The organism is Streptococcus mitis, assembly GCF_901542415.1.
Lineage (GTDB): Bacteria > Bacillota > Bacilli > Lactobacillales > Streptococcaceae > Streptococcus > Streptococcus mitis_BL.
The window spans coordinates 40,457-65,358 of record NZ_CABEHV010000004.1; the positions used below are offsets into that span (position 1 = coordinate 40,457).

The 24,902-nt window shown below is 40.7% G+C and carries 20 protein-coding genes; 18 read left to right on the top strand and 2 right to left on the bottom strand.

Annotation, left to right across the window (positions count from 1 at the left end; translation table 11 throughout):
- The first annotated feature begins 17 nt into the window (after positions 1-17).
- The 3 genes from FQT24_RS00365 to FQT24_RS00375 all read left to right on the top strand — a co-directional run bounded on the left by FQT24_RS00365 (position 18) and on the right by FQT24_RS00375 (position 1,457).
- Positions 18-530, top strand: a complete 513-nt coding sequence (locus FQT24_RS00365) for a YiiX/YebB-like N1pC/P60 family cysteine hydrolase (protein WP_143951834.1) — start codon at positions 18-20, stop codon at positions 528-530.
- Positions 514-1,164, top strand: coding sequence for a DUF1803 domain-containing protein (locus FQT24_RS00370; protein WP_143951835.1), 651 nt, complete (start codon positions 514-516; stop codon positions 1,162-1,164). The genes FQT24_RS00365 and FQT24_RS00370 overlap by 17 nt, the downstream gene beginning before the upstream one ends.
- Positions 1,165-1,265: 101 nt before the next feature.
- Positions 1,266-1,457 (top strand): CsbD family protein, encoded by a 192-nt coding sequence (locus tag FQT24_RS00375; RefSeq protein WP_000051184.1) that lies wholly within the window; start codon positions 1,266-1,268, stop codon positions 1,455-1,457.
- 46 nt (positions 1,458-1,503) lie between these two features.
- Here the strand turns inward: FQT24_RS00375 and FQT24_RS00380 are convergent, their stop codons facing one another.
- A complete protein-coding gene (locus tag FQT24_RS00380; RefSeq protein ID WP_143951836.1) occupies positions 1,504-2,949 on the bottom strand; it encodes a UDP-N-acetylmuramoyl-L-alanyl-D-glutamate--L-lysine ligase in 1,446 nt (481 codons plus the stop codon).
- 105 nt (positions 2,950-3,054) lie between these two features.
- Here FQT24_RS00380 and FQT24_RS00385 point away from each other — a divergent pair, with 105 nt between their 5' ends.
- The 12 genes from FQT24_RS00385 (at position 3,055) to FQT24_RS00445 (ending at position 19,350) form a co-directional block, all read left to right on the top strand.
- Complete coding sequence (locus FQT24_RS00385) at positions 3,055-4,680, top strand: putative polysaccharide biosynthesis protein (RefSeq protein WP_143951837.1); 1,626 nt, start codon at positions 3,055-3,057, stop codon at positions 4,678-4,680.
- Positions 4,681-4,881: 201 nt separating this feature from the next.
- Complete coding sequence (locus tag FQT24_RS00390) at positions 4,882-6,840, top strand: peptide ABC transporter substrate-binding protein (protein WP_143951838.1); 1,959 nt, start codon at positions 4,882-4,884, stop codon at positions 6,838-6,840.
- A gap of 141 nt (positions 6,841-6,981) precedes the next feature.
- Positions 6,982-8,076 (top strand): cystathionine gamma-synthase, encoded by a 1,095-nt coding sequence (locus tag FQT24_RS00395; RefSeq protein ID WP_143951839.1) that lies wholly within the window; start codon positions 6,982-6,984, stop codon positions 8,074-8,076.
- A 7-nt stretch (positions 8,077-8,083) separates the two neighbouring features.
- On the top strand, positions 8,084-9,250 hold the full coding sequence (locus FQT24_RS00400) for a MalY/PatB family protein (RefSeq protein WP_143951840.1): 1,167 nt from the start codon (positions 8,084-8,086) through the stop codon (positions 9,248-9,250).
- 92 nt (positions 9,251-9,342) lie between these two features.
- Positions 9,343-12,441, top strand: a complete 3,099-nt coding sequence (locus FQT24_RS00405) for a DEAD/DEAH box helicase (protein ID WP_143951841.1) — start codon at positions 9,343-9,345, stop codon at positions 12,439-12,441.
- A 47-nt stretch (positions 12,442-12,488) separates the two neighbouring features.
- The gene (locus FQT24_RS00410; protein WP_143951842.1) at positions 12,489-13,106 is read left to right on the top strand and encodes a cystathionine gamma-synthase; all 618 of its coding nucleotides are present in this window, start codon (positions 12,489-12,491) and stop codon (positions 13,104-13,106) included.
- A 10-nt stretch (positions 13,107-13,116) separates the two neighbouring features.
- On the top strand, positions 13,117-14,451 hold the full coding sequence (murC, locus tag FQT24_RS00415) for a UDP-N-acetylmuramate--L-alanine ligase (protein ID WP_045607324.1): 1,335 nt from the start codon (positions 13,117-13,119) through the stop codon (positions 14,449-14,451).
- Between the two features lie 9 nt (positions 14,452-14,460).
- On the top strand, positions 14,461-14,928 hold the full coding sequence (locus FQT24_RS00420; protein WP_143951843.1) for a GNAT family N-acetyltransferase: 468 nt from the start codon (positions 14,461-14,463) through the stop codon (positions 14,926-14,928).
- Positions 14,925-15,419: a GNAT family N-acetyltransferase gene (locus FQT24_RS00425; protein WP_143951844.1), complete on the top strand. Its 495-nt coding sequence runs from the start codon at positions 14,925-14,927 to the stop codon at positions 15,417-15,419. The genes FQT24_RS00420 and FQT24_RS00425 overlap by 4 nt, the downstream gene beginning before the upstream one ends.
- Before the next feature lie 79 nt (positions 15,420-15,498).
- Positions 15,499-17,256, top strand: coding sequence for an endolytic transglycosylase MltG (mltG, locus tag FQT24_RS00430; RefSeq protein WP_143951845.1), 1,758 nt, complete (start codon positions 15,499-15,501; stop codon positions 17,254-17,256).
- A gap of 60 nt (positions 17,257-17,316) precedes the next feature.
- Positions 17,317-17,799, top strand: a complete 483-nt coding sequence (greA, locus tag FQT24_RS00435) for a transcription elongation factor GreA (RefSeq protein ID WP_000818768.1) — start codon at positions 17,317-17,319, stop codon at positions 17,797-17,799.
- A 186-nt stretch (positions 17,800-17,985) separates the two neighbouring features.
- Complete coding sequence (locus FQT24_RS00445; protein ID WP_185952522.1) at positions 17,986-19,350, top strand: amino acid permease; 1,365 nt, start codon at positions 17,986-17,988, stop codon at positions 19,348-19,350.
- Positions 19,351-19,478: 128 nt separating this feature from the next.
- Here FQT24_RS00445 and FQT24_RS00450 read toward each other — a convergent pair whose 3' ends face one another.
- Entirely contained in the window at positions 19,479-20,402 is a 924-nt protein-coding gene (locus tag FQT24_RS00450) for a helix-turn-helix domain-containing protein (RefSeq protein WP_143951847.1), read from the bottom strand.
- Positions 20,403-20,595: 193 nt separating this feature from the next.
- On the opposite strand from FQT24_RS00450, the gene FQT24_RS00455 reads away from it, so the two are divergent.
- From FQT24_RS00455 to FQT24_RS00465, 3 genes are read left to right on the top strand one after another with little or no spacing between them, the layout of a single operon-like run.
- Positions 20,596-23,436, top strand: coding sequence for an SEC10/PgrA surface exclusion domain-containing protein (locus FQT24_RS00455; RefSeq protein ID WP_143951848.1), 2,841 nt, complete (start codon positions 20,596-20,598; stop codon positions 23,434-23,436).
- 47 nt (positions 23,437-23,483) lie between these two features.
- A complete protein-coding gene (locus FQT24_RS00460) occupies positions 23,484-23,795 on the top strand; it encodes a hypothetical protein (RefSeq protein WP_260665935.1) in 312 nt (103 codons plus the stop codon).
- A 10-nt stretch (positions 23,796-23,805) separates the two neighbouring features.
- Positions 23,806-24,897, top strand: coding sequence for a DUF6287 domain-containing protein (locus tag FQT24_RS00465; RefSeq protein WP_143951850.1), 1,092 nt, complete (start codon positions 23,806-23,808; stop codon positions 24,895-24,897).
- The last annotated feature ends 5 nt before the right edge of the window (positions 24,898-24,902 follow it).

A 24,902-nucleotide genomic window follows, 5' to 3' on the forward strand; every position in this document is an offset into this window, starting at 1 on the left:
TTTTCTAGGAGTGAAGCATGTTAGAAAATGGCGATTTGATTTTTGTGAGAGATGAGTCAGATATGGGGCAGGCCATCCAGACTTCCACAGGCAACTATAACCATGTTGCGATTTATTTGGATGGGATGATTTACCATGCTAGTGGAAAGGCGGGTGTTATCTGTCAGGAACCAGCAGACTTCTTTGAGTCCAATCACTTGTACGACCTCTATGTTTACCCAGAAATGGATATCCAGTCTGTGAAGGAAAAAGCTTGCAAACATCTTGGAGCTTCCTACAATGCTTCTTTCTATCCAGATGGCGCTAGTTTCTACTGTTCCCAGTATATAGCAGAAATTCTACCGATTTTTGAAACTATTCCCATGAAATTAGGAGATGGGACTCAGGAGATTAGTGATTTTTGGAGGGAGTATTATAGGGAGATTGGTCTGCCTATTCCTTTGAACCAGCCGGGAACCAATCCTAGTCAGTTGGCAGCATCGCCTCTGTTAGAATGTAAAGAAAGGAATCTTCATGATTCAGATTTTTAATCCATCTCGTTTGACGAGACAGCCATTTTTTGGAGAATTGATCCGCTATCTGGACCAGCATGAGGATGTGATTTTACGGGAAATCAAGGCTCAATTTCCAGATGTTGCAGTTGATAAACTCATGGAAGAGTATATAAAGGCAGGCTTGATTCTACGAGAAAATAAGCGTTATTACCTTAATCTTCCTATGCTAGAGTCACTCGATAGTCTCGAACTGGATCAAGAGATTTTTGTCAGCGAAGATAGTCCGACCTATCAAGCCTTGTTAGAGCAGAGTTTTGAGACGGAATTACGAAATCAAACCAATGCAGCTATTTTAGTTGAAAAGACAGACTTTGCGAGATCAAAAATGACCCTGTCTAATTATTTCTACAAGGTCAAACATCAGTATCCTTTGACAGAAAAACAGCAGGAACTCTATGACATTTTGGGAGATGTTAATCCTGAGTATGCTCTTAAATATATGACAACTTTTTTGTTGAAATTTCTCAAAAAAGACCAGCTTATACAGAAACGACGTGATATCTTTGTGGAAAGTTTGGTCGTCCTAGACTATATTGTCCAAAATGAAGAGGGGAAGTATGAGTTGGCTATCGATTTGGATAAGGAGAGATTAACTTTCTACTTAGCGTGAAATTTTGTTTCTGAGCACATTGTTTGACTTTCCTTAGTATTCGGTATAAACTATATGTAACCGGTAACACATATCGGAATAAAATTAAAGGAGACAATCATATGTCACTTGAAAACAAATTGGAACAAGCAACAGGCGCTATCAAAGAAGGATTTGGTAAAGTTACTGGGGATAGCAAGACTGAAGCAGAAGGCGCTGTAGAAAAGACAGTTGCTAAGGCAAAAGAGGTAGTTGAAGATGCTAAAGGTGCTGTAGAAGGTGCCGTTGAAGGTTTGAAAAACGCTTTTAAATAAAAATAGAAAAAATCAAGGGTTTCATTTCCCTTGATTTTTTACTATCTTATAAATAATTTTCTGCGACGGCTGCATCTCCTGGATAGGCTTCTTTCTTGCCTTGGACGATTTGGTAGCAATCGGCTCCCTTACCGGCGATAATAACTGCATCTAATTCGTGATTTGTGATAGCCATAGCTGCCTTGATGGCTTCTTGGCGATCCGCAATTTTTTCAACAGGATGATTGATGTAACTCCTAATTTCATCTGCAATGGCCATTGGGTCTTCATAGTTAGGGTCATCAGCAGTCAAAAAGACTTGAATCTCAGGGTGTTGATTGAGGAGAAGTCCAAAGTCCTTACGACGACTTTCTCCCTTATTTCCTGTCGAACCTAACACCAGAGCAATCTTTCCTGTTTGATGAGTCTCTACAACATTGATGAGTTTTTTGAGACTGTCACCATTGTGGGCGTAGTCGATGAAAACCTTGGCTCCGTTTTTCTGAGTGAGGACTTCCATACGACCAGGAACACGGGTTGCAGCGATTCCTTTTTTGATGTCCTCAAGACTAGCTCCGAGACGGAGGCAAGCAAGTCCAGCAGCAACGGCATTTTCTTGGTTAAAGTGGCCAATGAGTTGAATATCATAATCTCCAGCGAGTTTACCCGTAGCTGAAAAGCTAAAGGCTTTGGAATTCTCGATTTGGTTATCAGACTGGCTGCCGTAGAAATCATGGTCTTGATCTTCTACTTGTTCTTTCAAGACAGAAAAGTGATCCATGTCACTATTAATGATGACTGCTCGGCTATTTTCCATCAAGAGACGTTTGTGGTAGAAGTAGTCTTCAAAGTTAGGGTGTTCAATCGGGCCGATATGGTCTGGGCTGATATTGAGGAAAACTCCCACATCAAAGGTTAGACCATAGACACGTTTGACCAGATAGGCTTGACTAGATACCTCCATGATGAGGTGGGTGCGGTCATTTTGTACAGCTTGATTCATCATGTCAAATAGGTCAATGCTCTCAGGAGTTGTCAATGCAGACTTAAAGAAAGTCTTGCCATCTAGAGTTGTATTCATAGTCGAGAGCATAGCCGGTCGATGCCCTTGAGATAAGATATTATAAGCGAAATAGGCTGCTGTTGTTTTACCCTTAGTACCAGTAAAGGCAAGGAGTTTGAGTTTTTCCTGTGGATTTCCATAAAATTCCATAGCTACCAAACTCATGGCTTTCTTGATATCGCTGACGATAATAGCAGGAATACCAACCTCATAATCTTTTTCAGCCACATACCAACCGAGGCCTTGAGAGATGGCAGAAATCAGGAATTCCTTCTTAAAGGCAGCACCCTTGACGAAAAAGAGGCTCTTCTCTTTGGCCTTGCGGCTGTCATAACAGATGGTGTCAAATACGACATGGCTGTAGTTGTAGTGATAATGTCCTTGGTCGATAATCTCACGGAAGAGACCATCTTTCTTTAAAATATCTAATACGGTTTCAATCTTAATCATACTTTCTATTGTAAACCGAAAGTCGTAAATTTACAAGTGACAAGGAAAAGTTTATAATGGAAGATGAGGAAGTTTTCCTAGTGATTAAAATTAAATGAGGAATCTATGTCTAACGAAAACAATCACCAGCAGGCCCAGATGTTACGGGGGACTGCTTGGCTAACGGCTAGTAACTTTATCAGTCGTCTACTCGGTGCCATTTATATCATCCCTTGGTATATCTGGATGGGGTCTTATGCGGCTACAGCAAATGGTCTCTTTACCATGGGCTACAATATCTATGCCTGGTTCTTGCTGGTTTCAACAGCAGGGATTCCAGTTGCGGTGGCCAAGCAAGTTGCCAAGTATAATACCATGCGAGAAGAAGAGCATAGCTTCGCCCTGATTCGGAGTTTTTTGGGCTTTATGACTGGACTAGGTCTGGTTTTTGCTTTAGTCTTGTATGTCTTTGCTCCTTGGCTAGCAGATTTGTCGGGTGTAGGGAAAGACCTGATCCCAATCATGCAGAGCTTGGCTTGGGCGGTCTTGATTTTCCCATCTATGAGTGTTATCCGAGGCTTCTTCCAAGGGATGAATAACCTCAAGCCTTATGCTATGAGCCAAATCGCTGAGCAGGTCATTCGTGTTATCTGGATGTTGATGGCAACCTTCTTCATTATGAAGATGGGTTCTGGTGACTACCTATCAGCCGTTACCCAATCCACATTTGCTGCCTTTGTCGGCATGGTAGCTAGTTTTGCAGTTTTGATCTATTTCCTTGCCAAAGAAGGATTACTTAAAAGAGTCCTTGAAACAGGAGATAAGATAAACAGCAAGCGTCTTTTGGTCGACACCATTAAGGAAGCTATTCCTTTTATCCTGACAGGATCTGCTATCCAGCTTTTCCAGATTTTGGACCAGATGACTTTTATCAATAGTATGAGCTGGTTTACCAACTATAGTAATGAAGACTTGGTTGTCATGTTTTCTTATTTCTCTGCCAATCCTAATAAAATCACTATGATTTTGATTTCTGTTGGGGTTTCGATTGGGAGTGTAGGTTTGCCACTTTTGACTGAAAACTATGTCAAGGGAGACTTGAAGGCGGCTTCTCGTCTAGTTCAGGATAGCATCACTATGCTTTTCCTATTCTTGCTACCAGCAACGGTTGGAGTAGTCATGGTAGGAGAACCTCTCTATACAGTCTTCTATGGCAAGCCAGATAGTTTGGCTATGGGCTTGTTTGTCTTTGCAGTTTTGCAGTCTACTATTTTAGGCTTGTACATGGTCTTGTCTCCAATGCTTCAAGCCATGTTCCGCAACCGCAAGGCCGTTCTCTATTTTATCTATGGTTCCATTGCCAAGCTGGTCTTGCAACTGCCAACCATTGCTCTCTTTCACAGTTACGGGCCTTTGATTTCTACAACAATTGGGCTCATCATTCCTAATGTTTTGATGTATCGGGACATTTGCAAGGTAACTGGTGTTAAGCGCAAAGTGATTTTGAAACGAACCATTTTAATCAGTTTGTTAACTATTTTCATGTTTCTAGTAGTTGGGATATTCCAGTGGATTTTAGGATTTGTCTTCCAACCAAGTGGACGTTTGTGGAGTTTCCTATATGTAGCCCTTGTCGGTGCCATGGGGGGAGGAGTTTACGGATTCTTGAGTCTCCGTACCCGTCTATTGGACAAGGTGATTGGAAAAGCCCAAGCAAATCGTCTACGAGCAAAATTAAGAATTTCTCAATAATTTTTTTATAAATAAAAGGGATAATTTGAACATTTCTATCATGAAATGCTTGAATTATTCTCTTTTTATTATTTTGTAGAATAATTTCTATAGTTTGTAGATAGAAATTTTATTTTTCTTAAATTTTACTTAAAAAGCTATTGACTAAATAAAACTCAAGTTGTATAATAAGACAAATATTTAAATCAGGAGGTTCTGGAGATGAAAAAGTCTAAAGCCAAGTATGCAGCACTTGCAGGTGTCGTGTTAAGTGCAGGTATTTTATTAAGCGCGTGTGGAAGTTCTAGCACAGCGTCAAAAACATACAACTATGTTTATACTAGTGATCCGTCTAGTTTGAATTATCTAGCAGAAAACCGTGCAACAACCAATGATATTGTGACCAATCTAGTAGATGGTCTTATGGAAAATGACCAGTATGGGAACTATATCCCATCCTTGGCAGAGGATTGGAGTGTTTCACAAGACGGCTTGACCTATACCTACAAATTGCGTAAAGATGCTAAATGGTATACTGCAGATGGAGAAGAATATGCCCCTGTAACTGCCCAAGATTTTGTAACTGGTTTGAAATATGCGGCTGATAAAAAATCAGAAGCCTTGTACTTAGTTCAAGAATCCGTTGCAGGTTTGGATGATTACATTAATGGTAAAACAAGCGACTTTTCAACTGTCGGAGTTAAGGCTCTTGATGACCAAACTGTACAATATACCTTGACACGACCAGAATCTTATTGGAACTCAAAAACAACTTCAACCATTCTCTTCCCAGTTAACGCTGATTTCTTGAAATCAAAAGGGGATGATTTTGGGAAGGTAGACCCATCTAGTATTTTGTACAATGGACCTTTCTTGATGAAATCCTTTGTTTCAAAATCTGTTATTGAATTTAAGAAAAATCCGAACTACTGGGATGCTAAAAATGTCTTTGTAGATGATGTGAAATTGGCTTATTATGATGGTAGTGACCAAGATGCACTAGCTCGTAACTTTGTTGAGGGAGCTTATAGTTATGCTCGTCTTTATCCAAATAGTGCAAGCTTTGAAGGGATTAAAGAAAAGAATAAGGACAATATCATCTATAGCTTGCAAGATGCCACTTCTTATTTCTTAAACTTTAACCTAGATAGAAAATCTTATAAATTCACTTCCAAGACAAGTGATGCTGAAAAGAAATCGACTCAGGAAGCGGTTCTTAATAAAAACTTCCGTCAAGCCATTAACTTTGCCTATGACCGTACAGCATACGGGGCTCAATCTCAAGGAGAGGATGGTGCAACCAAGATTTTGCGTAACCTAGTCGTTCCACCAAACTTCGTAAGTATCAATGGCAAAGACTTTGGTGAAGTAGTTGCGTCTAAAATGGTTAACTACGGTAAGGAATGGCAAGGAATCAACTTTGCTGATGCTCAAGATCCATACTACAATGCTGAAAAAGCCAAGGCTAAATTTGCAGAGGCTAAGAAAGAACTCCAAGCTAAAGGAGTTCAATTCCCTATCCACTTGGACATGACAGTTGACCAAGCTGCTAAACAGAGTGTTCAAGAGGCAAATTCTATGAAGCGATCTATTGAAGCAGCTTTAGGTGCAGAAAATGTTGTAATTGATATTCAACAACTCACTACTGAAGATTATGATAATACAAGCTATTTGGCTCAGACAGCAGCTCAGAAAGATTACGATCTATACAACAGTGGTTGGGGTCCTGATTACCAAGATCCTTCAACCTATCTTGATGTCTTTAACGTTAAATCAGGCGGTTTGTTGCAAAATCTAGGTATAGAGCCAGGTGAAGCCAATGACAAGGCCAAGGCTGTTGGACTGGATGTCTACACTCAAATGTTGGAAGAAGCTAATAAGGAACAAGATCTTGCAAAACGCTATGAAAAGTATGCTGATATCCAAGCGTGGTTGGTAGATAGCGCTTTAGCGATTCCAAATGTTTCTAAGGGTGGAACACCAACATTGAGAAAAGTTGTTCCTTTCTCAACACCATATTCATTAGCTGGTAATAAAGGTATCGAATCATATAAATATCTCAAAGTACAAGATAAAACAGTCACAAAAGATGAATATGAAAAAGCCAAAGAAAAATGGTTGAAAGAAAAAGAAGAATCTAATAAAAAAGCCCAAGAAGAATTGGCAAAACATGTCAAATAAGGATTTTTCAAGAAAAATGATGGTTTCGAAAGAAGCTGTCGTTTTTTATATAGTTTGAAACTATAACTAGCTCTTGAAAAGAAGAAAATGAGTTGATGAAAATAAGTGGTAAAATAGTTACTATAGATTTGGAGGTATTGTATGAGCAAGGAATTACACATCAACACAATTTTAGCCCAGGCGGGTATCAAGTCAGATGAAGCGACAGGTGCATTGGTGACACCGCTTCATTTTTCAACAACCTATCAGCATCCAGAGTTTGGTCAATCTACTGGATTTGACTATACGCGTACCAAAAACCCAACTCGCAGTAAGGCTGAAGAAGTCTTGGCAGCTATTGAGTCAGCAGACTATGCTCTAGCTACTAGCTCAGGTATGTCAGCTATTGTATTGGCCTTTAGTGTCTTTCCAGTAGGTAGTAAGGTCTTGGCTGTCCGTGACCTTTATGGTGGTTCTTTCCGCTGGTTCAACCAAGTGGAGCAAGAAGGCCGTTTCCATTTTAACTATGCCAATACAGAAGAAGAGTTGATTGCCGAGTTGGAGAAGGACGTGGATGTTCTCTATATCGAAACGCCAACCAATCCCTTGATGTTGGAATTTGATATCGAAAAACTAGCAAAATTGGCTCATGATAAGGGTGCCAAAGTAGTGGTGGACAATACCTTCTACAGCCCTATCTACCAACGTCCGATTGAAGATGGAGCAGATATCGTTCTTCATTCAGCAACCAAGTATCTAGCAGGACACAATGATGTCTTGGCTGGAGTGGTTGTGACCAATAGTTTAGAACTATACGAGAAACTCTTCTACAATCTCAATACGACAGGGGCAGTCTTGTCTCCGTTTGACAGTTATCAATTGATTCGTGGTCTCAAGACCTTGTCTCTTCGTATGGAGCGCTCAACAGCTAATGCCCAAGAAGTGGTTGACTTTTTGAAGGATTCTCCAGCAGTTAAGGAAGTTCTCTACACTGGTCGTGGGGGGATGATTTCCTTTAAAGTAGCCGATGAAACACGCATTCCTCATATTTTGAACAGCCTCAAGGTCTTCTCTTTTGCGGAAAGTTTGGGTGGGGTGGAAAGTCTTATTACTTATCCAACGACACAAACTCATGCTGATATTCCAGCAGAAGTGCGCCATTCTTATGGTTTGACAGACGACCTCTTGCGCTTGTCGATTGGGATTGAGGATGCTAGAGATTTGATAGCAGATTTGCGCCAAGCCCTAGAAGGATAAGAAAAAGATGGGAAAATATGATTTTACAAGCCTGCCCAATCGCTTAGGGCACCATACTTATAAATGGAAAGAGGCGGAAACGGATAGTGAAGTCCTACCAGCCTGGATAGCGGATATGGATTTTGTAGTCTTGCCTGAAATTCGCCAAGCCGTGCAGACTTACGCTGATCAACTGGTCTATGGCTATACCTATGCCAGTGAAGAGTTAATTAAGGAAGTTCAAAAGTGGGAAGCTACACAACACGGTTACCACTTTGACAAAGAGGCCCTTGTCTTTATCGAGGGTGTGGTACCAGCCATCTCAACAGCTATTCAAGTCTTCACAAAAGAAGGCGAAGCTGTTTTGATTAACACGCCTGTCTATCCACCTTTTGCTCGCAGTGTCAAGTTGAACAATCGTAGATTGATTACTAATTCCTTGGTAGAAAAGGATGGTCTGTTTGAGATTGACTTTGACCAACTGGAGAAAGATTTGGTGGAAGAGGATGTCAAACTATACATTCTTTGCAACCCTCACAATCCTGGTGGACGTGTGTGGGAAAAGGAAGTGTTGGAGAAGATTGGTCAACTCTGCCAAAAACACGGTGTTTTGCTGGTTTCAGATGAGATTCATCAAGATTTGGCCCTCTTTGGTCACAAACACCAGTCTTTCAATACCATTAATCCTGCCTTCAAAGATTTTGCGATCGTCTTGAGTAGTGCTACTAAAACCTTTAACATCGCTGGGACAAAAAATTCCTATGCCGTCATTGAAAATCCTAAGTTGAGACTGGCTTACCAGAAACGCCAGTTGGCTAATAATCAGCATGAAATTTCGGGCTTGGGTTATTTGGCGACAGAAGCTGCCTATCGCTATGGGAAGGATTGGCTAGAGGAACTCAAGCAAGTATTTGAAGACCATATCAATTATGTGGTGGAATTATTTGGAAAAGAGACTAAAATCAAGGTTATGAAACCGCAAGGAACCTATTTGATTTGGCTGGATTTTTCAGACTATGACCTGACTGATGAAAGATTGCAAGAGCTGTTGAGAAATGAAGCCAAGGTTATTCTTAATCGTGGTTTGGATTTTGGGGAGGAAGGAAGTCTCCATGCCCGCCTCAATGTAGCCATGCCTAAATCTCTACTGCAAGAAGTTTGTCAGCGGATTGTGACGACTTTTGCCAAACCTTAAAAATCAAGCCTTCTAGGAGAAAAGTATCCCTAGGAGGCTATTTTCGTGGACGAAAATATGGTATAATAAAAAGATAAGGTAAAGGTAGAAATATGGCTAAATTGATTCCGGGGAAAGTCCGTATCGAAGGCGTTGCCCTTTATGAAACTGGTAAAGTTGACATCATCAAGGAAAAGAACAATCGGCTCTATGCTCGCGTTGCAGAAGAAGAACTGCGCTATAGTCTAGAGGATGATTTGGTTTTTTGTGCTTGCGATTTTTTCCAAAAGAGGGGCTACTGTGTGCATTTGGCGGCGCTGGAGCATTTTCTGAAAAATGATGAGCGTGGCCAGGAAATCTTGCAGAGTCTGGAAGAAGGTCATGAAGAAAAAGAGGACGTTGAAACCAAGGTGACCTTGGGTGGCAAATTTTTGGAACGAATCTTGACCTCAAAATCAGACCGCTCCTATGAGTTGTCGGCTGTGGGACAAGTGGAAGCAGGAACTAATCATATCTTGTGGACCCTGAGAATCGGGCAAATCAATAGTCAAAAATACTATGTCATTCGGGATATTCCTCTCTTTTTAAGAGTTGTTGAGAAGAGAAAACCTTATATGATTGGAAAAACTTATGAGGAGTCTCTGTCTTGGGAAGCCTTTGATGAGGCCAGTCAAGAACTTATTACTTTCTTGCGCGGACTAATAGAGGAAGGAACGACTCCAGACCTCTTTTTCCAAAACCAAGGTCGGCATCTCTTTTTCCCTCTGACCTTTTTTGAGCAGGGTGTGAATTTATTGATGAGCTTACCCCATTTTCAATTTGACCATCAAGTAGATAGTTACCAAACCATGCTCTTTCAGGATATGAATGCGGATGCTAATCTATTTGCCTTTACAGTAACAGAATACTCTGACTATTTTGAAATGGAAATCAGCGAGAGCCCCAGGATCAATGTCTTTTATCAGGGAGCTGTGCTGTTTCATAAAGGACAGGTTTATTTTCTAACAGATCAGCAGACGCGTCTTCTCCAGGAAATTAAAGCGCTGCCTTTGGATCAGCATGGAAAGAAATATCTGCAATTTGATAGCAGTGACCGAGATAAGTTGGCTTCTTGCTTAACTCTTTTTAGTCAGATGGGCACCGTTTCAGCTCCAGAACGCTTACAAATCAAATCCTTTGCGCCCTCTTTTTACTTTGATAGGGAAGAGGATAATCGGATTCGTTTAGAAATTCAGTTTGATTATGGTAATAGACAGGTATCTAGCCGACAAGAGCTAGAAGAATTACCATTTTCGAGTGATGCTGACTTAGAAGAAAGAATTTTCCAAGTCTGTTTGGCAGCTGGTTTTGAAGCGGACTTTCAATCTTGGCGCCAGGCCTTAAAAGCGGAGTCTGTTTATCATTTCTTCCACGAAATCATTCCAGTCTTTGAAAAACTCGGGAATGTTGACCTATCAGATAAGCTAGAAGAGCTTTATAGCCTAGCAAGCCCTCAAGTGCAGATTGCTTCTAAGGGAGGTCTCTTGGAAATCCAGTTTGATTTTCAAGACATTGCCCAAGAAGAAATTGACCAAGCCATGCAAGCCTTGGTCACCAACAAGGATTTTTACATTGATTCGTCTAACCAAGTCTACTTTTTCGATGAAGAAACCAAGAAAATTCGCCAAAATCTACAGGAACTAGGACAATTTGAACTAAAAGATGGCTCCTTACAAGCTCGGAAATCCTTAGCCTACAGTTTAGCTCATCTTTTTGAAGGGCGAGACCGCATTTCTTTTTCACAAGAATTCCAGAATTTGGCCCAGGATTTGACGCATCCAGAGGACTTCCCACGACAAGCAACTCAGGTTAAGGCTGACTTGCGTGATTATCAGGAAAAGGGAATCGGCTGGCTACAAATGCTCCATCATTATGGTTTTGGTGGGATTTTGGCTGATGATATGGGACTTGGTAAAACCCTGCAGACCATTGCTTTTTTGACCAGTCAAGTGACAAAAGAAAGTCGGGTTTTGATTTTAGCTCCATCTGGTTTGATCTACAACTGGGCAGATGAGTTTCAGAAATTTGCCCCACAGTTGGATGTGGCTGTTGTTCATGGTTTGAAAGCTAGTCGTGAAGAGATTCTTGCTGAGAGCCATCAAATCTATGTAACGAGCTATGCCACCTTCCGTCAGGACAGTGAGCTTTATCAGGGGATGTCCTTTGACTTTCTTTTCTTAGATGAAGCTCAGGTTATGAAAAACGCCCAGACCAAGATTGCCCAGACATTGAGAGAGTTTGTGGTGCCGTCGGTCTTTGCCCTGTCAGGAACTCCTATTGAAAATCACCTAGGTGAGCTGTGGTCTATTTTCCAAATCGTCATGCCAGGACTCCTGCCAAGAAAGAAAGAATTTATGAAATTGACAGCAGAGCGAGTGGCTCAGTTTATCAAGCCTTTCGTTATGCGGCGCAAGAAAGAAGAAGTTCTGACCGAATTGCCAGACTTGATTGAAGTGGTTTATAAGAATGAACTGGAAGACCAGCAAAAGGCTATTTATCTAGCCCAGTTGCAACAGATGCGAGAACATTTGGCTCAAGTTTCAGATCAGGAATTTCAGCGAAGTCGGGTGGAAATCTTGTCTGGTCTGATGCGCCTGCGTCAAATCTGTGACACTCCTGCCCTCTTTATGGAAGATTATCAGGGAGCCAGTGGGAAACTGGATAGTCTTCGAGACCTGCTGGTCCAGGTGGCAGACGGAGGACACCGTGTCTTGATTTTCTCGCAGTTCAAGGGAATGTTAGAGAAAATTGAACAAGACCTGCCAGACTTGGGATTGACATCTTTTAAAATTACGGGTTCAACCCCAGCCAAGGAAAGACAAGATATGACCAAGGCCTTTAACCAAGGGGAAAGAGATGCCTTTCTGATTTCCCTTAAGGCTGGTGGTGTCGGTCTGAACCTGACAGGTGCTGATACAGTAATCTTGGTTGACCTTTGGTGGAATCCTGCGGTGGAGGCGCAAGCTATTGGCCGTGCCCATCGGATGGGTCAGGAAGAAACGGTTGAGGTCTATCGCTTGGTGACCAAGGGAACTATTGAAGAAAAAATTCAGGAACTCCAAGAACAGAAGAAACATCTGGTGTCACAAGTATTGGACGGCACAGAGTCACGTGGCAGTCTGACCCTAGCAGAAATTAGAGAAATTTTGGGAATTTCTGAAGCCAGCACTTGAAAAATCAAGACAATACGCTATAATGAAGTGTTGAAAGGAAATAGAAAATGAGAGAAGAACGATTTCCATTGGTGTCAGATGATGAGGTCATGCTGACTGAAATGCCGGTTATGGATCTCTACGATGAATCTGATTTTATCAGTAATATCAAGGGAGAATACCGTGATAAGAATTATCTGGAGTGGGCCCCTATTACTGAAGAAAAACCAGCAAAACCGATTGAAAAGCCAGTAGAGAAACCTAAGAAGTCTGGTTTAGGAGTTAAAAAAGAAGGAAAGAGCTATGCGGAGCAGGCGCGTGAAGAAGCACGTGCGGACTTGAAAAAGAAACGCTCAGCAAGTTATCTGACTAAGGATATTACTCCTACAAGGCGCCCTTCTCAGCAACGTTTGGATAGACAGGGCAATCAACCTACTGCGCCTTTCCAAAAGGAAAATCCTGGTGAATTTGTTAAATATAGTCAAAAATTGACCCAGTCTCATTACATCTTGGCGGAAGAAGTGAACAATATTTCGACTCAAGCTGAGCCAAAAGAAACTTCAGGCCCAAAGAAAAACAATTATGATTTTCTGAAGAAGAGCCAAATCTACAATAAAAAGAATCAACAAAAAGAACAAGAACGTCAGGTTGCCCAAGAGTTGAATCTGACAAGAATTACGGAATAGGGGAGAAAACATGTCAAAGACATATCATTTTATCGGAATTAAGGGATCAGGTATGAGTGCCTTGGCCTTGATGTTGCACCAAATGGGGCATAAGGTACAGGGATCAGATGTTGAAAAGTACTACTTTACTCAACGTGGTCTTGAGCAGGCAGGGATTACTATTCTTCCTTTTGATGAAAAGAATCTAGACGGTGATATGGAAATTATCGCTGGAAATGCCTTTCGTCCAGATAACAACGTCGAAATTGCCTATGCGGACCAAAATGGCATTAGCTACAAACGCTACCATGAGTTCCTAGGTAGCTTTATGCGTGACTTTGTTAGCATGGGAGTTGCTGGAGCGCACGGAAAAACTTCAACAACAGGTATGTTGTCTCATGTCTTGTCTCATATCACAGATACTAGCTTCTTGATTGGAGACGGGACAGGTCGTGGTTCAGCCAATGCCAAATATTTTGTCTTTGAATCTGACGAATATGAGCGCCACTTCATGCCTTACCACCCAGAATACTCTATCATCACCAACATTGACTTTGACCATCCAGACTATTTCACAAGTCTAGAGGATGTTTTCAATGCCTTTAACGACTATGCTAAACAAATTACCAAAGGTTTGTTTATCTACGGTGAAGATGCTGAATTGCGTAAGATTACGTCTGATGCACCAATTTATTATTATGGTTTTGAAGCAGAAGGTAATGACTTTGTCGCTAGTGATCTTCTTCGTTCAACAACTGGTTCAACCTTCACAGTTCATTTCCGTGGTCAAGAATTAGGGCAATTCCACATTCCAACCTTTGGTCGTCATAATATCATGAATGCGACAGCCGTTATTGGTCTTCTTTACACAGCAGGATTTGATTTGAACTTGGTGCGTGAGCACTTGAAAACATTTGCCGGTGTTAAGCGTCGTTTCACTGAGAAAATTGTCAATGACACGGTGATTATCGATGACTTTGCCCACCATCCAACAGAAATCATTGCGACCTTGGATGCGGCTCGTCAGAAATACCCAAGCAAGGAAATTGTTGCAGTCTTCCAACCTCATACCTTTACAAGAACTATTGCCTTGTTGGATGACTTTGCCCACGCTTTGAATCAAGCGGATGCTGTTTACCTAGCCCAAATTTATGGATCTGCTCGTGAAGTAGACCATGGTGATGTTAAAGTGGAAGACCTAGCCAACAAAATCAACAAGAAACACCAAGTGATCACTGTTGAAAATGTTTCTCCACTCCTAGACCATGACAATGCTGTCTATGTCTTTATGGGAGCAGGAGACATCCAAACCTATGAGTATTCATTTGAACGTCTCTTGTCTAATTTGACAAGCAATGTTCAATAGGATGTTCTTATGGAAATTCCAATTAAGATTATTCAGGCAAGTAAGTCAAATTTAGCTGAGATAGAGGTACTTCAGGCCTCAGTGTTTCCAGCTGAAAAGCAGCAACCTTCCCATATTTTAGAAGAAAGTATCCGTAAGTGTGCGGATACCTTTCTTCTAGCTAGGGATGAAAATCAGCTTTTGGGCTATGTTCTAGGTGGTCCTCAGCCCCACAATCCGCAATGTCTAGAAATACATTCTTTAGTCATTGATACTGACCATCAGAGACAGGGCTTGGGCACGCTTCTTCTTGCGGCTTTGAAAGAGGTGGCGGTAGAGCTGGATTACAAGGCTATTCGTTTGAAGAGTCCTGATGAGCTGCTTTCCTATTTTGAAATGAACGGTTTTATTGATGAAGAAGAAGCAACTTCGCTTTATGCAGCTAGTCAAGGTTTTAGTATGATTTGGTTTAATCCCTTTTATCTGGAGGAACAATGAAAATCAGACAAGCAAGATTAGAAGATTTGGATCGTATCGTTGAGATTGAACTAGAAAATTTCTCGATTGAAGAAGCCATCCCTCGCTCTGTTTTTGAGGCGCATTTGCGAGAAATTCAGACCTCATTTCTGGTTGCAGAAAAAGAAGGCAGAATCATGGGGTATATAGAAGGACCAGTTGGCCCCCACCGCCATCTGCTAGATCAGTCTTTTACAGAAGAAATAGAAGATTATAGTCATGAGTCTGGTGGTTATATCTCTGTGACCTGTCTTTCTATTGCCAAGGAGGCACAGGGCCTTGGACTTGGCCAGAAATTATTAACATCCTTGAAAGAGTTGGCGCTTGAACACGAAAGAGAAGGCATTAATCTAACCTGTCATGACTATCTCATCGCCTACTACGAAAAACATGGATTTTTTAATGAAGGCCAGTCCCAGTCAACCTTTGCAGGAGAAACCTGGTATGATATGGTCTGGGAAGCTAAAAAATAAGCTAGAAAAGCATGCTAGGTTGCTTTTCTTTCGTTTTTAAGATATAATATTATGGATTGTCAACGAGGAGGATAAACTTTTGAGTGAAAAGTCAAGAGAAGACGAAAAATTAAGCTTTAAAGAGCAGATTTTACGTGATTTAGAAAAAGTAAAACGTTATGAAGGGATTCGTCAAGAGGCCGCTGAATTTGATGAAAAAAAATCAGCTTTGTCTGTCCCTGACACAAAAATTGCTGATGAAGAAGTGATGAATGCATCCCTATCAGCTGTTGAAAAAATTATGGAGAATGCACCACGTGTTCCACAGCATCCTAGTGAAGATGTGCCTGCATCACCGGCAAAGGAACTAAGAGAGGAAGCTCCAATCGTTCCTAGTCACCCTAGTCAAGATGTTCCAGCTTCACCAGCAGATGAGCTTCAAAGAGAAACTCCTGCCGTCCCAACCCATCCAAGTCAAGATGTGCCGTCTTCTCCAGCGGAAGAAAGTGCCTCAAGACCAGGACCAGGTCCTGTTAGACCTAGAAAAGTAGAAAAGGAATTCAATGAGATTCCAACAAGAGTAGCTGTTTCTTATAAGACTGAAGCTGAAAAAGAACCTCAGAAAGAAGTAGCAAAACCAGAACAAGTCACGGAATCGGAAGCTGTTGAAGTCATTACTGAAACTCCACGTCGTAGTCGTCGTGAGACAGTTAAACCAGTTAAGAAGAAAAAATCACATTTGAAGGCTTTCTTCATTTCACTACTGATTTTCCTTGCCTTGATTTCAGCAGGTGGTTACTTTGGTTACCAGTACGTTCAATCATCTTTATTACCAGTTGATGCAAATTCTAAGGAATATGTAACGGTTCAAATCCCAGAAGGATCCAATGTCCAAGAGATTGGATCAGCACTTGAACATTCTGGTGTGATTAAACACGGAGTGATTTTTGCTTTTTATGCTAAATATAAGAATTATTCAGATTTGAAGGCTGGATATTACAATTTGCAAAAGAGCATGAGTACAGAGGATATCATTAAGGAACTACAAAAAGGTGGTACTCCTGAACCTCAAGAACCTTCACTTGCAGATTTAACGATTCCAGAAGGATATACCATTGATCAAATCGCCCAAGCTGTAGGCCAATTACAAGGTGAATTTAAAGAGCCTTTGACCGCGGATGCTTTCTTGGCTAAAGTTCAAGATGACAACTTTATCAGTCAAGAAGTTGCTAAATATCCAAACCTACTCGAAAGCTTGCCAACGAAAGAAAGTGGGGTTCGTTATCGTTTAGAAGGTTTCCTCTTCCCAGCGACTTACTCTATCAAGGAAAGCACAACTATTGAAAGCTTGATTGATGAGATGCTGGCAGCTATGGATAAGGCCTTGACTCCGCACTATAGTGCAATCAAGTCTAAAAACTTGACAGTCAATGAATTGCTAACAATTGCGTCACTTGTTGAAAAAGAAGGTGCTAAGACTGAAGACCGTAAGTTGATTGCAGGTGTCTTCTACAATCGTTTGAACCTTGGTATGCCACTTCAAAGCAATATTGCAATCTTGTATGCCCAAGGGAAACTTGGCCAAAATATTAGCCTAGCAGATGATGCTGGAATTGACACATCGATTAATTCACCATATAATGTTTATACCAAACCTGGTTTGATGCCTGGTCCAGTAGATAGTCCAAGTCAGGACGCGATTGAAGCAAGTATTAACCAAACAAAGAGTGAGAACCTCTACTTTGTAGCCAATGTTACAGATGGTAAAGTCTATTACGCAGTGACACAGGAAGAACATGATCGTAATGTAGCTGAGCACGTCAATAGCAAGCTTACTCAAAATAGTAGTTCAAACTAAGACTACAAAAATGAGAATCTCAGATAGAGATTCAATACTATCGAAAGAAAGTTGAGAAAAATGGCAGAAAAAACATATCCTATGACCCTTGAGGAAAAGGAAAAACTTGAAAAAGAATTAGAAGAATTGAAATTGGTTCGCCGTCCAGAAGTGGTAGAACGCATTAAGATTGCCCGTTCATACGGTGATCTTTCTGAAAACAGTGAATACGAAGCAGCTAAGGATGAACAAGCCTTTGTCGAAGGGCAAATCTCTAGCTTGGAAACAAAAATTCGCTATGCTGAAATCGTCAATAGCGACTCAGTTGCTCAAGATGAAGTAGCGATTGGTAAAACAGTCACTATCCAAGAAATTGGTGAGGACGAAGAAGAAGTTTATATTATTGTAGGTTCAGCGGGTGCGGATGCCTTTGCAGGTAAAGTTTCAAATGAAAGCCCAATTGGACAAGCCTTGATTGGCAAGAAAACAGGTGACACAGCAACCATTGAAACACCTGTTGGTAGCTATGATGTAAAAATCTTGAAGGTTGAAAAAACAGCCTAAAAATAGAAAAAAGGAGTGGGGAGGCGATGCGCTTCACTCACTCCTTTTTCCATTTTGCTACTCTTCGAAAATCAAATTCAAACCACGTCAGCGTAGCCTTGCCGTACTCAAGTACAGCCTGCGGCTAGCTTCCTAGTTTGCTCTTTGATTTTCATTGAGTATAAATTAAATTGAATTGGAGACGATATGAGTTCAAAGAAGAAAAAAAATAAGATGGAGCGTGGTCTGACCAATCGTCACGTGCAGGTTATGGCCATTGCGGGAACAATCGGAACAGGACTCTTTTTGGGAGCAGGTCGCTCTATCAGCCTAACAGGTCCTTCCATTGTACTGATTTATATGATTACTGGGGCTTTCATGTTCCTCATGATGCGTGCAGTTGGGGAAATGCTCTACCAAGACCCTGAGCAACATACCTTTATCAACTTTATCACGCGCCATTTGGGTAAGTGCTGGGGCTATTTCTCAGTTTGGTCTTACTGGCTATCCGTTGTCTTTATCGGTATGGCGGAAATCACTGCTATCGCACATTATGTGCAATTTTGGTTCCCAACTTGGCCGAGTTGGATGATTGAGATTGGATTTTTGACCATTCTAGCCTTGGTCAATTTGATTGCGGTGAAGCTCTTTGGGGAAGTTGAGTTTTGGTTTGCGATGGTCAAGATTGTGGCTATTTTAGCCATGATTGCGACAGGGGTCTTTATGGTCTTGACAGGCTTTAAGACACCTCATGGAGTAGCAAGTTTGGCCAATATCACCGACAATTTCTCCCTCTTCCCTAATGGTGGAGTGAACTTTGTCATGGCCTTTCAGATGGTTTTTTTTGCTTACCTCATGATTGAATTTATCGGGGTAACAACTTCTGAAACCAAAAATCCACGTCAGGTCTTGCCAAAAGCCGTTAAGGAAATTCCTTTGCGTATCGCCTTTTTCTACGGTGGTGCCCTCTTAGCCATCATGGCTATCATTCCGTGGCGTGAACTTGCTTCAGCTGATTCTCCCTTTGTTACGGTATTTGAATTGGCAGGTATCAAGTGGGCAGCAGCCTTGATTAACTTCGTCGTTTTGACCTCAGCAGCATCTGCTCTTAACTCAACCCTTTATTCAACAGGTCGTCATTTGTACCAGATTGCTCATGATTCACCAAATCTATTCTTGAAGGCTATTAAGGCAGATACTCTCTCTAGACACAATGTGCCACAAAATGCTATCATCGCTTCAGCAATCTTGATTGCCCTAGCAGCCTTTATCAATGTCTTGCCAGGAGTTTCCGATGCCTTTGCCTTGATTACGGCATCATCATCAGGTGTCTATATCGCCATTTATATCTTGATTATGGTGGCTCACCTTAAATACCGCAAGTCACCAGACTTTATGGCGGATGGCTATCTCATGCCCCATTATCGTTTCCTAAATCCTTTAACCATGCTCTTCTTTGCCTTTGTCTTTGTAACCCTCTTTTTACAAGAGTCTACATTTGTAGGAGCAATCGGATCAGCTATCTGGATTATCGGTTTTGGGATTTACAGCCAGTGGAAATTTAGAAAATAGATTAAGGACTCATCAACTCAGCTTGGTGGGTTTTTCTTTTAAAATCAAGTCAAAAAGCACCAAGGTCTAAAGTGACTTTGGTGCTTTAAAGTTGTAAATATTTTGCTCTAAACTGCTGTTGATAGTTATTATACATCTTCCGTAGGGAATGGAATACCCGTTTCATTTAGTCGTTGAACCTCTTGGATAAATGAGTTTTTTATATAAAACATATTTGGTAGTGGGAAAAGGTCGTTCTGGGCATCAATGTAATGAAGAAGAGTATTAGCTAGTTCAATAGCCTTAGGATTGTTTTGTCGAAGTAGATTGTATACTTCATACATGTTTAAGTGAAATAGGGGATTTATTGCAATGTCAGTGTAGGCTTCTTGAGTTAGTATTAGTTTTAACTTATAGATGAGTTTTTCAGCTTTGTCATAGTAGCCATAGCGAGAGTAAGTCCTCACCAAGCTAGTACCACACTGAATATATAAGCGAGCAAAATCTACAGTTCTATATTTAAACTTATCTAATCCTTTAACGATTAGATTTTCGAGGTATTCAAGGAATTGTACTTCAAAAAATTTATCTTCAAATAGAAAGAGAACAAGAACAATAGTAAAATCACGAATATAAAGTGTATCTATACTTAAGATATAGTCAATCAAGTAATGAATAGCTTCTAGTTCATCAGGAGTGAATTCACCCAATCTCATTGAACGTTTGCTAGTGGCTAATTTTAGGGTGTAATATTCTATGAGATCTATCCATTCACTTTTTTCCCCTAATAGTTGTCTGGCTTTAGCTATATCATCTTTACTGATTGCATTGGAAATTTGTTTTAATCTTTGAGTATGCTCATCTTGAATATGTAACAATTCTGCATAGTCTGCTGGATCTAAATTAAATCTGTTCAAAATTTCAAAAAAAGTATCGACTTTGACAGTTGCTAAACCTTTTTCAAAGCGACTGAGGTTGTTGGGAGTAATGGCATCTCCAGCAGCCTCTTTAAGGCTCATATTGCGATCTTGACGGATTTTATAAACGATTTCTCCATAGTGTTTTGATTCCATAATGTTCTCCTTGAACTTTATTGGTTTTATTATAACTTAAATTTCTCCATTTTTGGAAAAAACTACTGTTTTTAGTAGATTTTTTTGAAAAAGTCGGGGGGGGGGGATAAATTTCTACTGTTTTCAGTAGAAATATCCAAAAAGGGGATTATTTACTGTATAATCAAGTCAATCAAAAATAAAGGAGATAAGGATGAAAAAGTCCCTGGTTATAACAACTGCTACAGTTGCTGGTTTGGGAGTCGCTGCAACTGCTACAACAGTTCTCGCTACTGAAGCTCCAACTGAAAACACAGTCAACTCTACTATCAACAATAAGGTCACAGACAAAGACCTATCTGACGCTGAAAAACGTGCTGTGGATACAGCTAAAGATGCCGACCAAAAAGCAAAAGATGCTGAACAAGCCAAAGATACGCTTGATAAAGCGCAAAAAGATAAAGACGCAAAGAAAACTGAAAAAGAAGTTCTTGAAAAAGCCCTTGAAAAGGCAAAAGATGCTACACCTGAGAAAATCCAAAAGGAAACAGAAGATGTAGACGCTAAAGAAAAGGCTAAAACAGACAAAGAAGCCGAAGCCAAAGATAAGGCTGACCAAGTGACTAAAAAGTCTGACGAAGCCAAACTCTCTAAAGACGAGCTTGATAAGGCCCGTACAGGTGTAGAAAAGGCTGACAAAGAGTTGAAAGACGCAACGGACGACTTTGACCCAGCTGCGAAAGAAAAGGCTCAACAAGAAAAAGATGCCGCGGATAAAGACGTTCTTGTAAAAGACCAAGCTAAACGCGATGCGGAAATAGAGCTTGAAAAAGCAAAAGAAGACGATAAAACGCGCGAAGCTAAGAAAGTTCAAGAACGCCAAAACAAAACCGACAAAGAAGCGGAAAAAACTGTAAAAGAAGGTCTTGTCAAAGACGCAGAACAAGCCATCAAAGACGCTAAAGAAAAATTGAAAACCGTACAGTATCCAACAGATGTAACTGTAACTCCAGAATGGCGAGAAAAAGCTAAAGAGCTCATCAAACGACGTATGGATAAGTACCCAGAGCCATATCCAGATATGACAGGCATGGATGCAGACCAAATTGACAAAGCGGATGAAGAATGGAACGCTCGCTATAACGTTTGGTTGGAACAATATCGTAAAGATATTCGCCGACTAGAAGAAGAGTTGACTAAACTAGACCGTGAAACAAATGAGAACTGGATGGAACGTATCAGTAATATTAGTGAGACTGGAATCCAAGATGGGGAAAATGATGTTAAATATGACCCAAACAATCTACCTCAAGATGTTGTGGATGATTTAAACAACCATTTTGTTACTCTTTTAAACAGTCTTCGTAAACAATTAGGTCTGTCAGAAGCCAAACTCAATACAAACAATAAAGATTTTGCCAAAGAAGTAGCAAAAATTTATAAAGACAATGGCTATCAAGACCTAAGTCACTTTGGGCGAGGAATTAATGATGTTGCTCGAAAAAGAGGATTAAAACCGTCCGAAGATCCTGGTGTTGATACGCATACACAATATTATGAAGACCTCATGAATGTTCCAATGGGTTCAGATAGAATGACTAAACGTGAATTGCTTGCACGTATGACAGAGTCATTTATGTCATTCTTTGCTGAAGGTTACTTGACAGGTGGCTACGGTCATTTTTATAGTTTGTTACAAGCCGACACCGTAGGATTAAATACATCAATCATCAAAGGTGGACAACTTTTAACTGACCTTGGTGACCCTGATTTCACACACGTATACCGTATTCACGTTTTGAAAGTGAAAAGTGAAAAATATATTGACAACGATAACACAGACATCCAAAAAGCTAAGTATGATGACCTCTATGGACCAAATTCAACAGCTAACCTTCCAACACCAACTCTACAAAACAAACAAGAAGTAGAAGCCGAATTGGAAAAAGCTAAAGCTGATAAGAAGACTGCTGAAGCTAATTTGGAACAAGTGAAAACAGAGCTTCAAGAAATTGAGAAACGCATTACCGACCTAGAAAAAGAAGTATCTGAAACACCAGCCAAAGAAGCAAAACGTGCGGAAGCTGTCAAAGAGCTTGAAAAAGCTAAAGAAAAAGCAGAAGACGCTCAACGTAAGCTAGAACGTGCGACACTTGACGATAATGCCAAATCATTGCGTCTGGAAAAAGCTCGCAAGGAAAAAGACGAAGCCGACAAAGAATTGGCTAAGAAATTGGCGGAAAGTCAGCAAAAAGACAAAGATTTGGAAAATGCCCAGATTGAGCGTTTGAAAGCCGATAAAGAGTTGAAAGATGCAGAAGACGCACTTCAAAAAGCAAAAGACAAGTTGGCGGAAACAATTCGCTTAAGCCAAGAAAAAGCCAATTTAGAAGCTGAATTGAAAGCTAAGTCAAAAGAGTTGGATGAACTCTGCAAGCACGTAGATGATTTGAAACGTGACGTGAAGCAAAAAGAAGACGAAGCTGAAAAAGCTCGTAAAGTTAAAGATGATGCAGAACGCGAGTATCAAAAATTGCTCCTACGTAAGACAATCGACGACGCACTTATTCCAGAACAACCAGAATTCAAAGGTGGTGTAAACGGACCAGGTGCGATTCAACCAGAACAACCAGATTTCCCGCTTGATAAATTACCTAAGCAAGAGCTGAAAATTGACGAACCAAAAGTAGAACAGCCAAGAGTCGAACAGCCTAAGACAGAAGAACCGAAGGTAGAACAACCAAAGGTTGAAAAACCAAAAGCTGAAAAACCAAAAGTAGAGCAACCAAAAGGTGAAGAACCAAATAAAGTTCCTAAAGGTGACAGACCAAGTGACCAACAGAATGCCGACAAACCAGGTCAAGCTGGGGACCAGAACGTGAAACCTGTGGGACCAGCACCAAGCTACCAAGCACCTGCAGTTCTATCTCCAGCCCAAGAAGAAGCTGGACAAAAAGCATTGCCAAATACCGGCAGTCAAATCAGCCTACTAGCTTTATTAGGATATGGATTCTTGGTAGGATTAGGAATTATTTTAAAGAAAAAAGAGGGATAAAAATTGAAAAAAAAGTTGCATTTGTATTATCCTTAGTAACTAGCTTATTGCTTCTGGCAGCCTGCTCATCAGCAGATGGAACTTATGTCTACCAAGGTAGCATGCCATTTATGGAAGAAGCAACTGTAACCATCCAAATCAAGGGTGACAAGGGAAAAGTTCATACCAAAGGAAAAACGATTGGTATCCTGACAGAAGGCAAGCCAACAGAGCAGACAGATGAGATGAAGGTCAATCAGAAAGAAAAGACTCTTGAATTGTCTTCACTGAAACTAGGTTATGAGATTAAAGGTGGAGAGTTGACTATTACTTCAGATCCTTCTGGTATACTAGCTGGTAAATCTTTTAAAAAGAAATAAAGGAGGTATTATGTCCAAGAAAAGCATTTTAAGTGGCTTGTTATTGTCTGGCTCAGTCATTTTATTAGTAGCCTGTGGGCAGCAAGCTAGCCAGACAAGCGAAGGGGAGTCGGCTGATGCTACAGTTCAAACCAGTGCTTCAGAAGATAAAAAAGCTGAACAAGCAAAGATTGATTACCAAATCGTCTATCAGAATATCTTAGATTCCTATAGAGAGCGAGTTAAGACAGCGCAAAAACAACAAATGCCACAGAATTCGACAGGTGATAAGGAAGAGTCTTATATTGATTCCATTTTGTTTGATTATCAAGGGAAAGATATCAGCTATACTTTCTACGATATCAATAAGGATGGAAAGAAAGAATTGCTGATTAAGCAAGATAAGGTTCTACTTGGGATTTACTATCTGACAGATCAGGGAGCTCAGCTGGTCAAGGCTGGTGGAGTTGCGGGGAAAGGTGGTTCACGTCAAATCTTGATTCCTTATGAAAATGGCGCTATCTCTTACTTGATTTTTAGTGCTTCTAGGCCAGAGGCCATTGCTAAAACTTATCTCTTTGCAGATGGTCGTTATCAGGAAGCCAGCTCAGTCAACTATGATTTAAGAGAGACAGATGATCCTTCAAATTTACAAGGGCTAGATGGGATTAAAAAGATTGATTTGGAAGGCTTGAACTGGTTGATTTTTGATGATGCTTCAGCTAGTCGTCCCTTTATTGACCTAGAGGAGCAGGCTAAGGAACCTGGTGCTCATCTGGCTGAGATTCATCAGAAAAACTTTAGTAGTATCAAAGGTACTTGGAAGAATAACAAGGGTGGCGAAGTCACTTTTGATGAAAATGGATTTACAAACGGAGCTGAAGTAACACCGGCTCCACCTAGAATTGTAGATAATATGGCAAAATTTGGAATCGGATTTAGTGGTGGCGTAGGTGGAGCAGCTGTCACTCTAATTCCCAAAGGAATTGTGCATCCTCCTCTTAATGGAGGTAATACATCTTATGAAGATGCTTCTGACAGCAGTAAAGATCGTTTATTAATTACCCAGTATGGGGGGGCATTAGCAGATCCAAACGAATTTTACTATAAGATTAGTGAATAAAAAGG

Excerpts from the sequence above, each read along its gene's own strand:
- FQT24_RS00365 (WP_143951834.1), top strand. The coding sequence starts at position 18 with ATGTTAGAAAATGGCGATTTGATTTTTGTGAGAGATGAGTCAGATATG.
- FQT24_RS00370 (WP_143951835.1), top strand. The coding sequence starts at position 514 with ATGATTCAGATTTTTAATCCATCTCGTTTGACGAGACAGCCATTTTTT.
- FQT24_RS00375 (WP_000051184.1), top strand. The coding sequence starts at position 1,266 with ATGTCACTTGAAAACAAATTGGAACAAGCAACAGGCGCTATCAAAGAA.
- FQT24_RS00380 (WP_143951836.1), bottom strand. The coding sequence starts at position 2,949 with ATGATTAAGATTGAAACCGTATTAGATATTTTAAAGAAAGATGGTCTC.
- FQT24_RS00385 (WP_143951837.1), top strand. The coding sequence starts at position 3,055 with ATGTCTAACGAAAACAATCACCAGCAGGCCCAGATGTTACGGGGGACT.
- FQT24_RS00390 (WP_143951838.1), top strand. The coding sequence starts at position 4,882 with ATGAAAAAGTCTAAAGCCAAGTATGCAGCACTTGCAGGTGTCGTGTTA.
- FQT24_RS00395 (WP_143951839.1), top strand. The coding sequence starts at position 6,982 with ATGAGCAAGGAATTACACATCAACACAATTTTAGCCCAGGCGGGTATC.
- FQT24_RS00400 (WP_143951840.1), top strand. The coding sequence starts at position 8,084 with ATGGGAAAATATGATTTTACAAGCCTGCCCAATCGCTTAGGGCACCAT.
- FQT24_RS00405 (WP_143951841.1), top strand. The coding sequence starts at position 9,343 with ATGGCTAAATTGATTCCGGGGAAAGTCCGTATCGAAGGCGTTGCCCTT.
- FQT24_RS00410 (WP_143951842.1), top strand. The coding sequence starts at position 12,489 with ATGAGAGAAGAACGATTTCCATTGGTGTCAGATGATGAGGTCATGCTG.
- murC (WP_045607324.1), top strand. The coding sequence starts at position 13,117 with ATGTCAAAGACATATCATTTTATCGGAATTAAGGGATCAGGTATGAGT.
- FQT24_RS00420 (WP_143951843.1), top strand. The coding sequence starts at position 14,461 with ATGGAAATTCCAATTAAGATTATTCAGGCAAGTAAGTCAAATTTAGCT.
- FQT24_RS00425 (WP_143951844.1), top strand. The coding sequence starts at position 14,925 with ATGAAAATCAGACAAGCAAGATTAGAAGATTTGGATCGTATCGTTGAG.
- greA (WP_000818768.1), top strand. The coding sequence starts at position 17,317 with ATGGCAGAAAAAACATATCCTATGACCCTTGAGGAAAAGGAAAAACTT.
- FQT24_RS00445 (WP_185952522.1), top strand. The coding sequence starts at position 17,986 with ATGAGTTCAAAGAAGAAAAAAAATAAGATGGAGCGTGGTCTGACCAAT.
- FQT24_RS00450 (WP_143951847.1), bottom strand. The coding sequence starts at position 20,402 with ATGGAATCAAAACACTATGGAGAAATCGTTTATAAAATCCGTCAAGAT.
- FQT24_RS00455 (WP_143951848.1), top strand. The coding sequence starts at position 20,596 with ATGAAAAAGTCCCTGGTTATAACAACTGCTACAGTTGCTGGTTTGGGA.
- FQT24_RS00465 (WP_143951850.1), top strand. The coding sequence starts at position 23,806 with ATGTCCAAGAAAAGCATTTTAAGTGGCTTGTTATTGTCTGGCTCAGTC.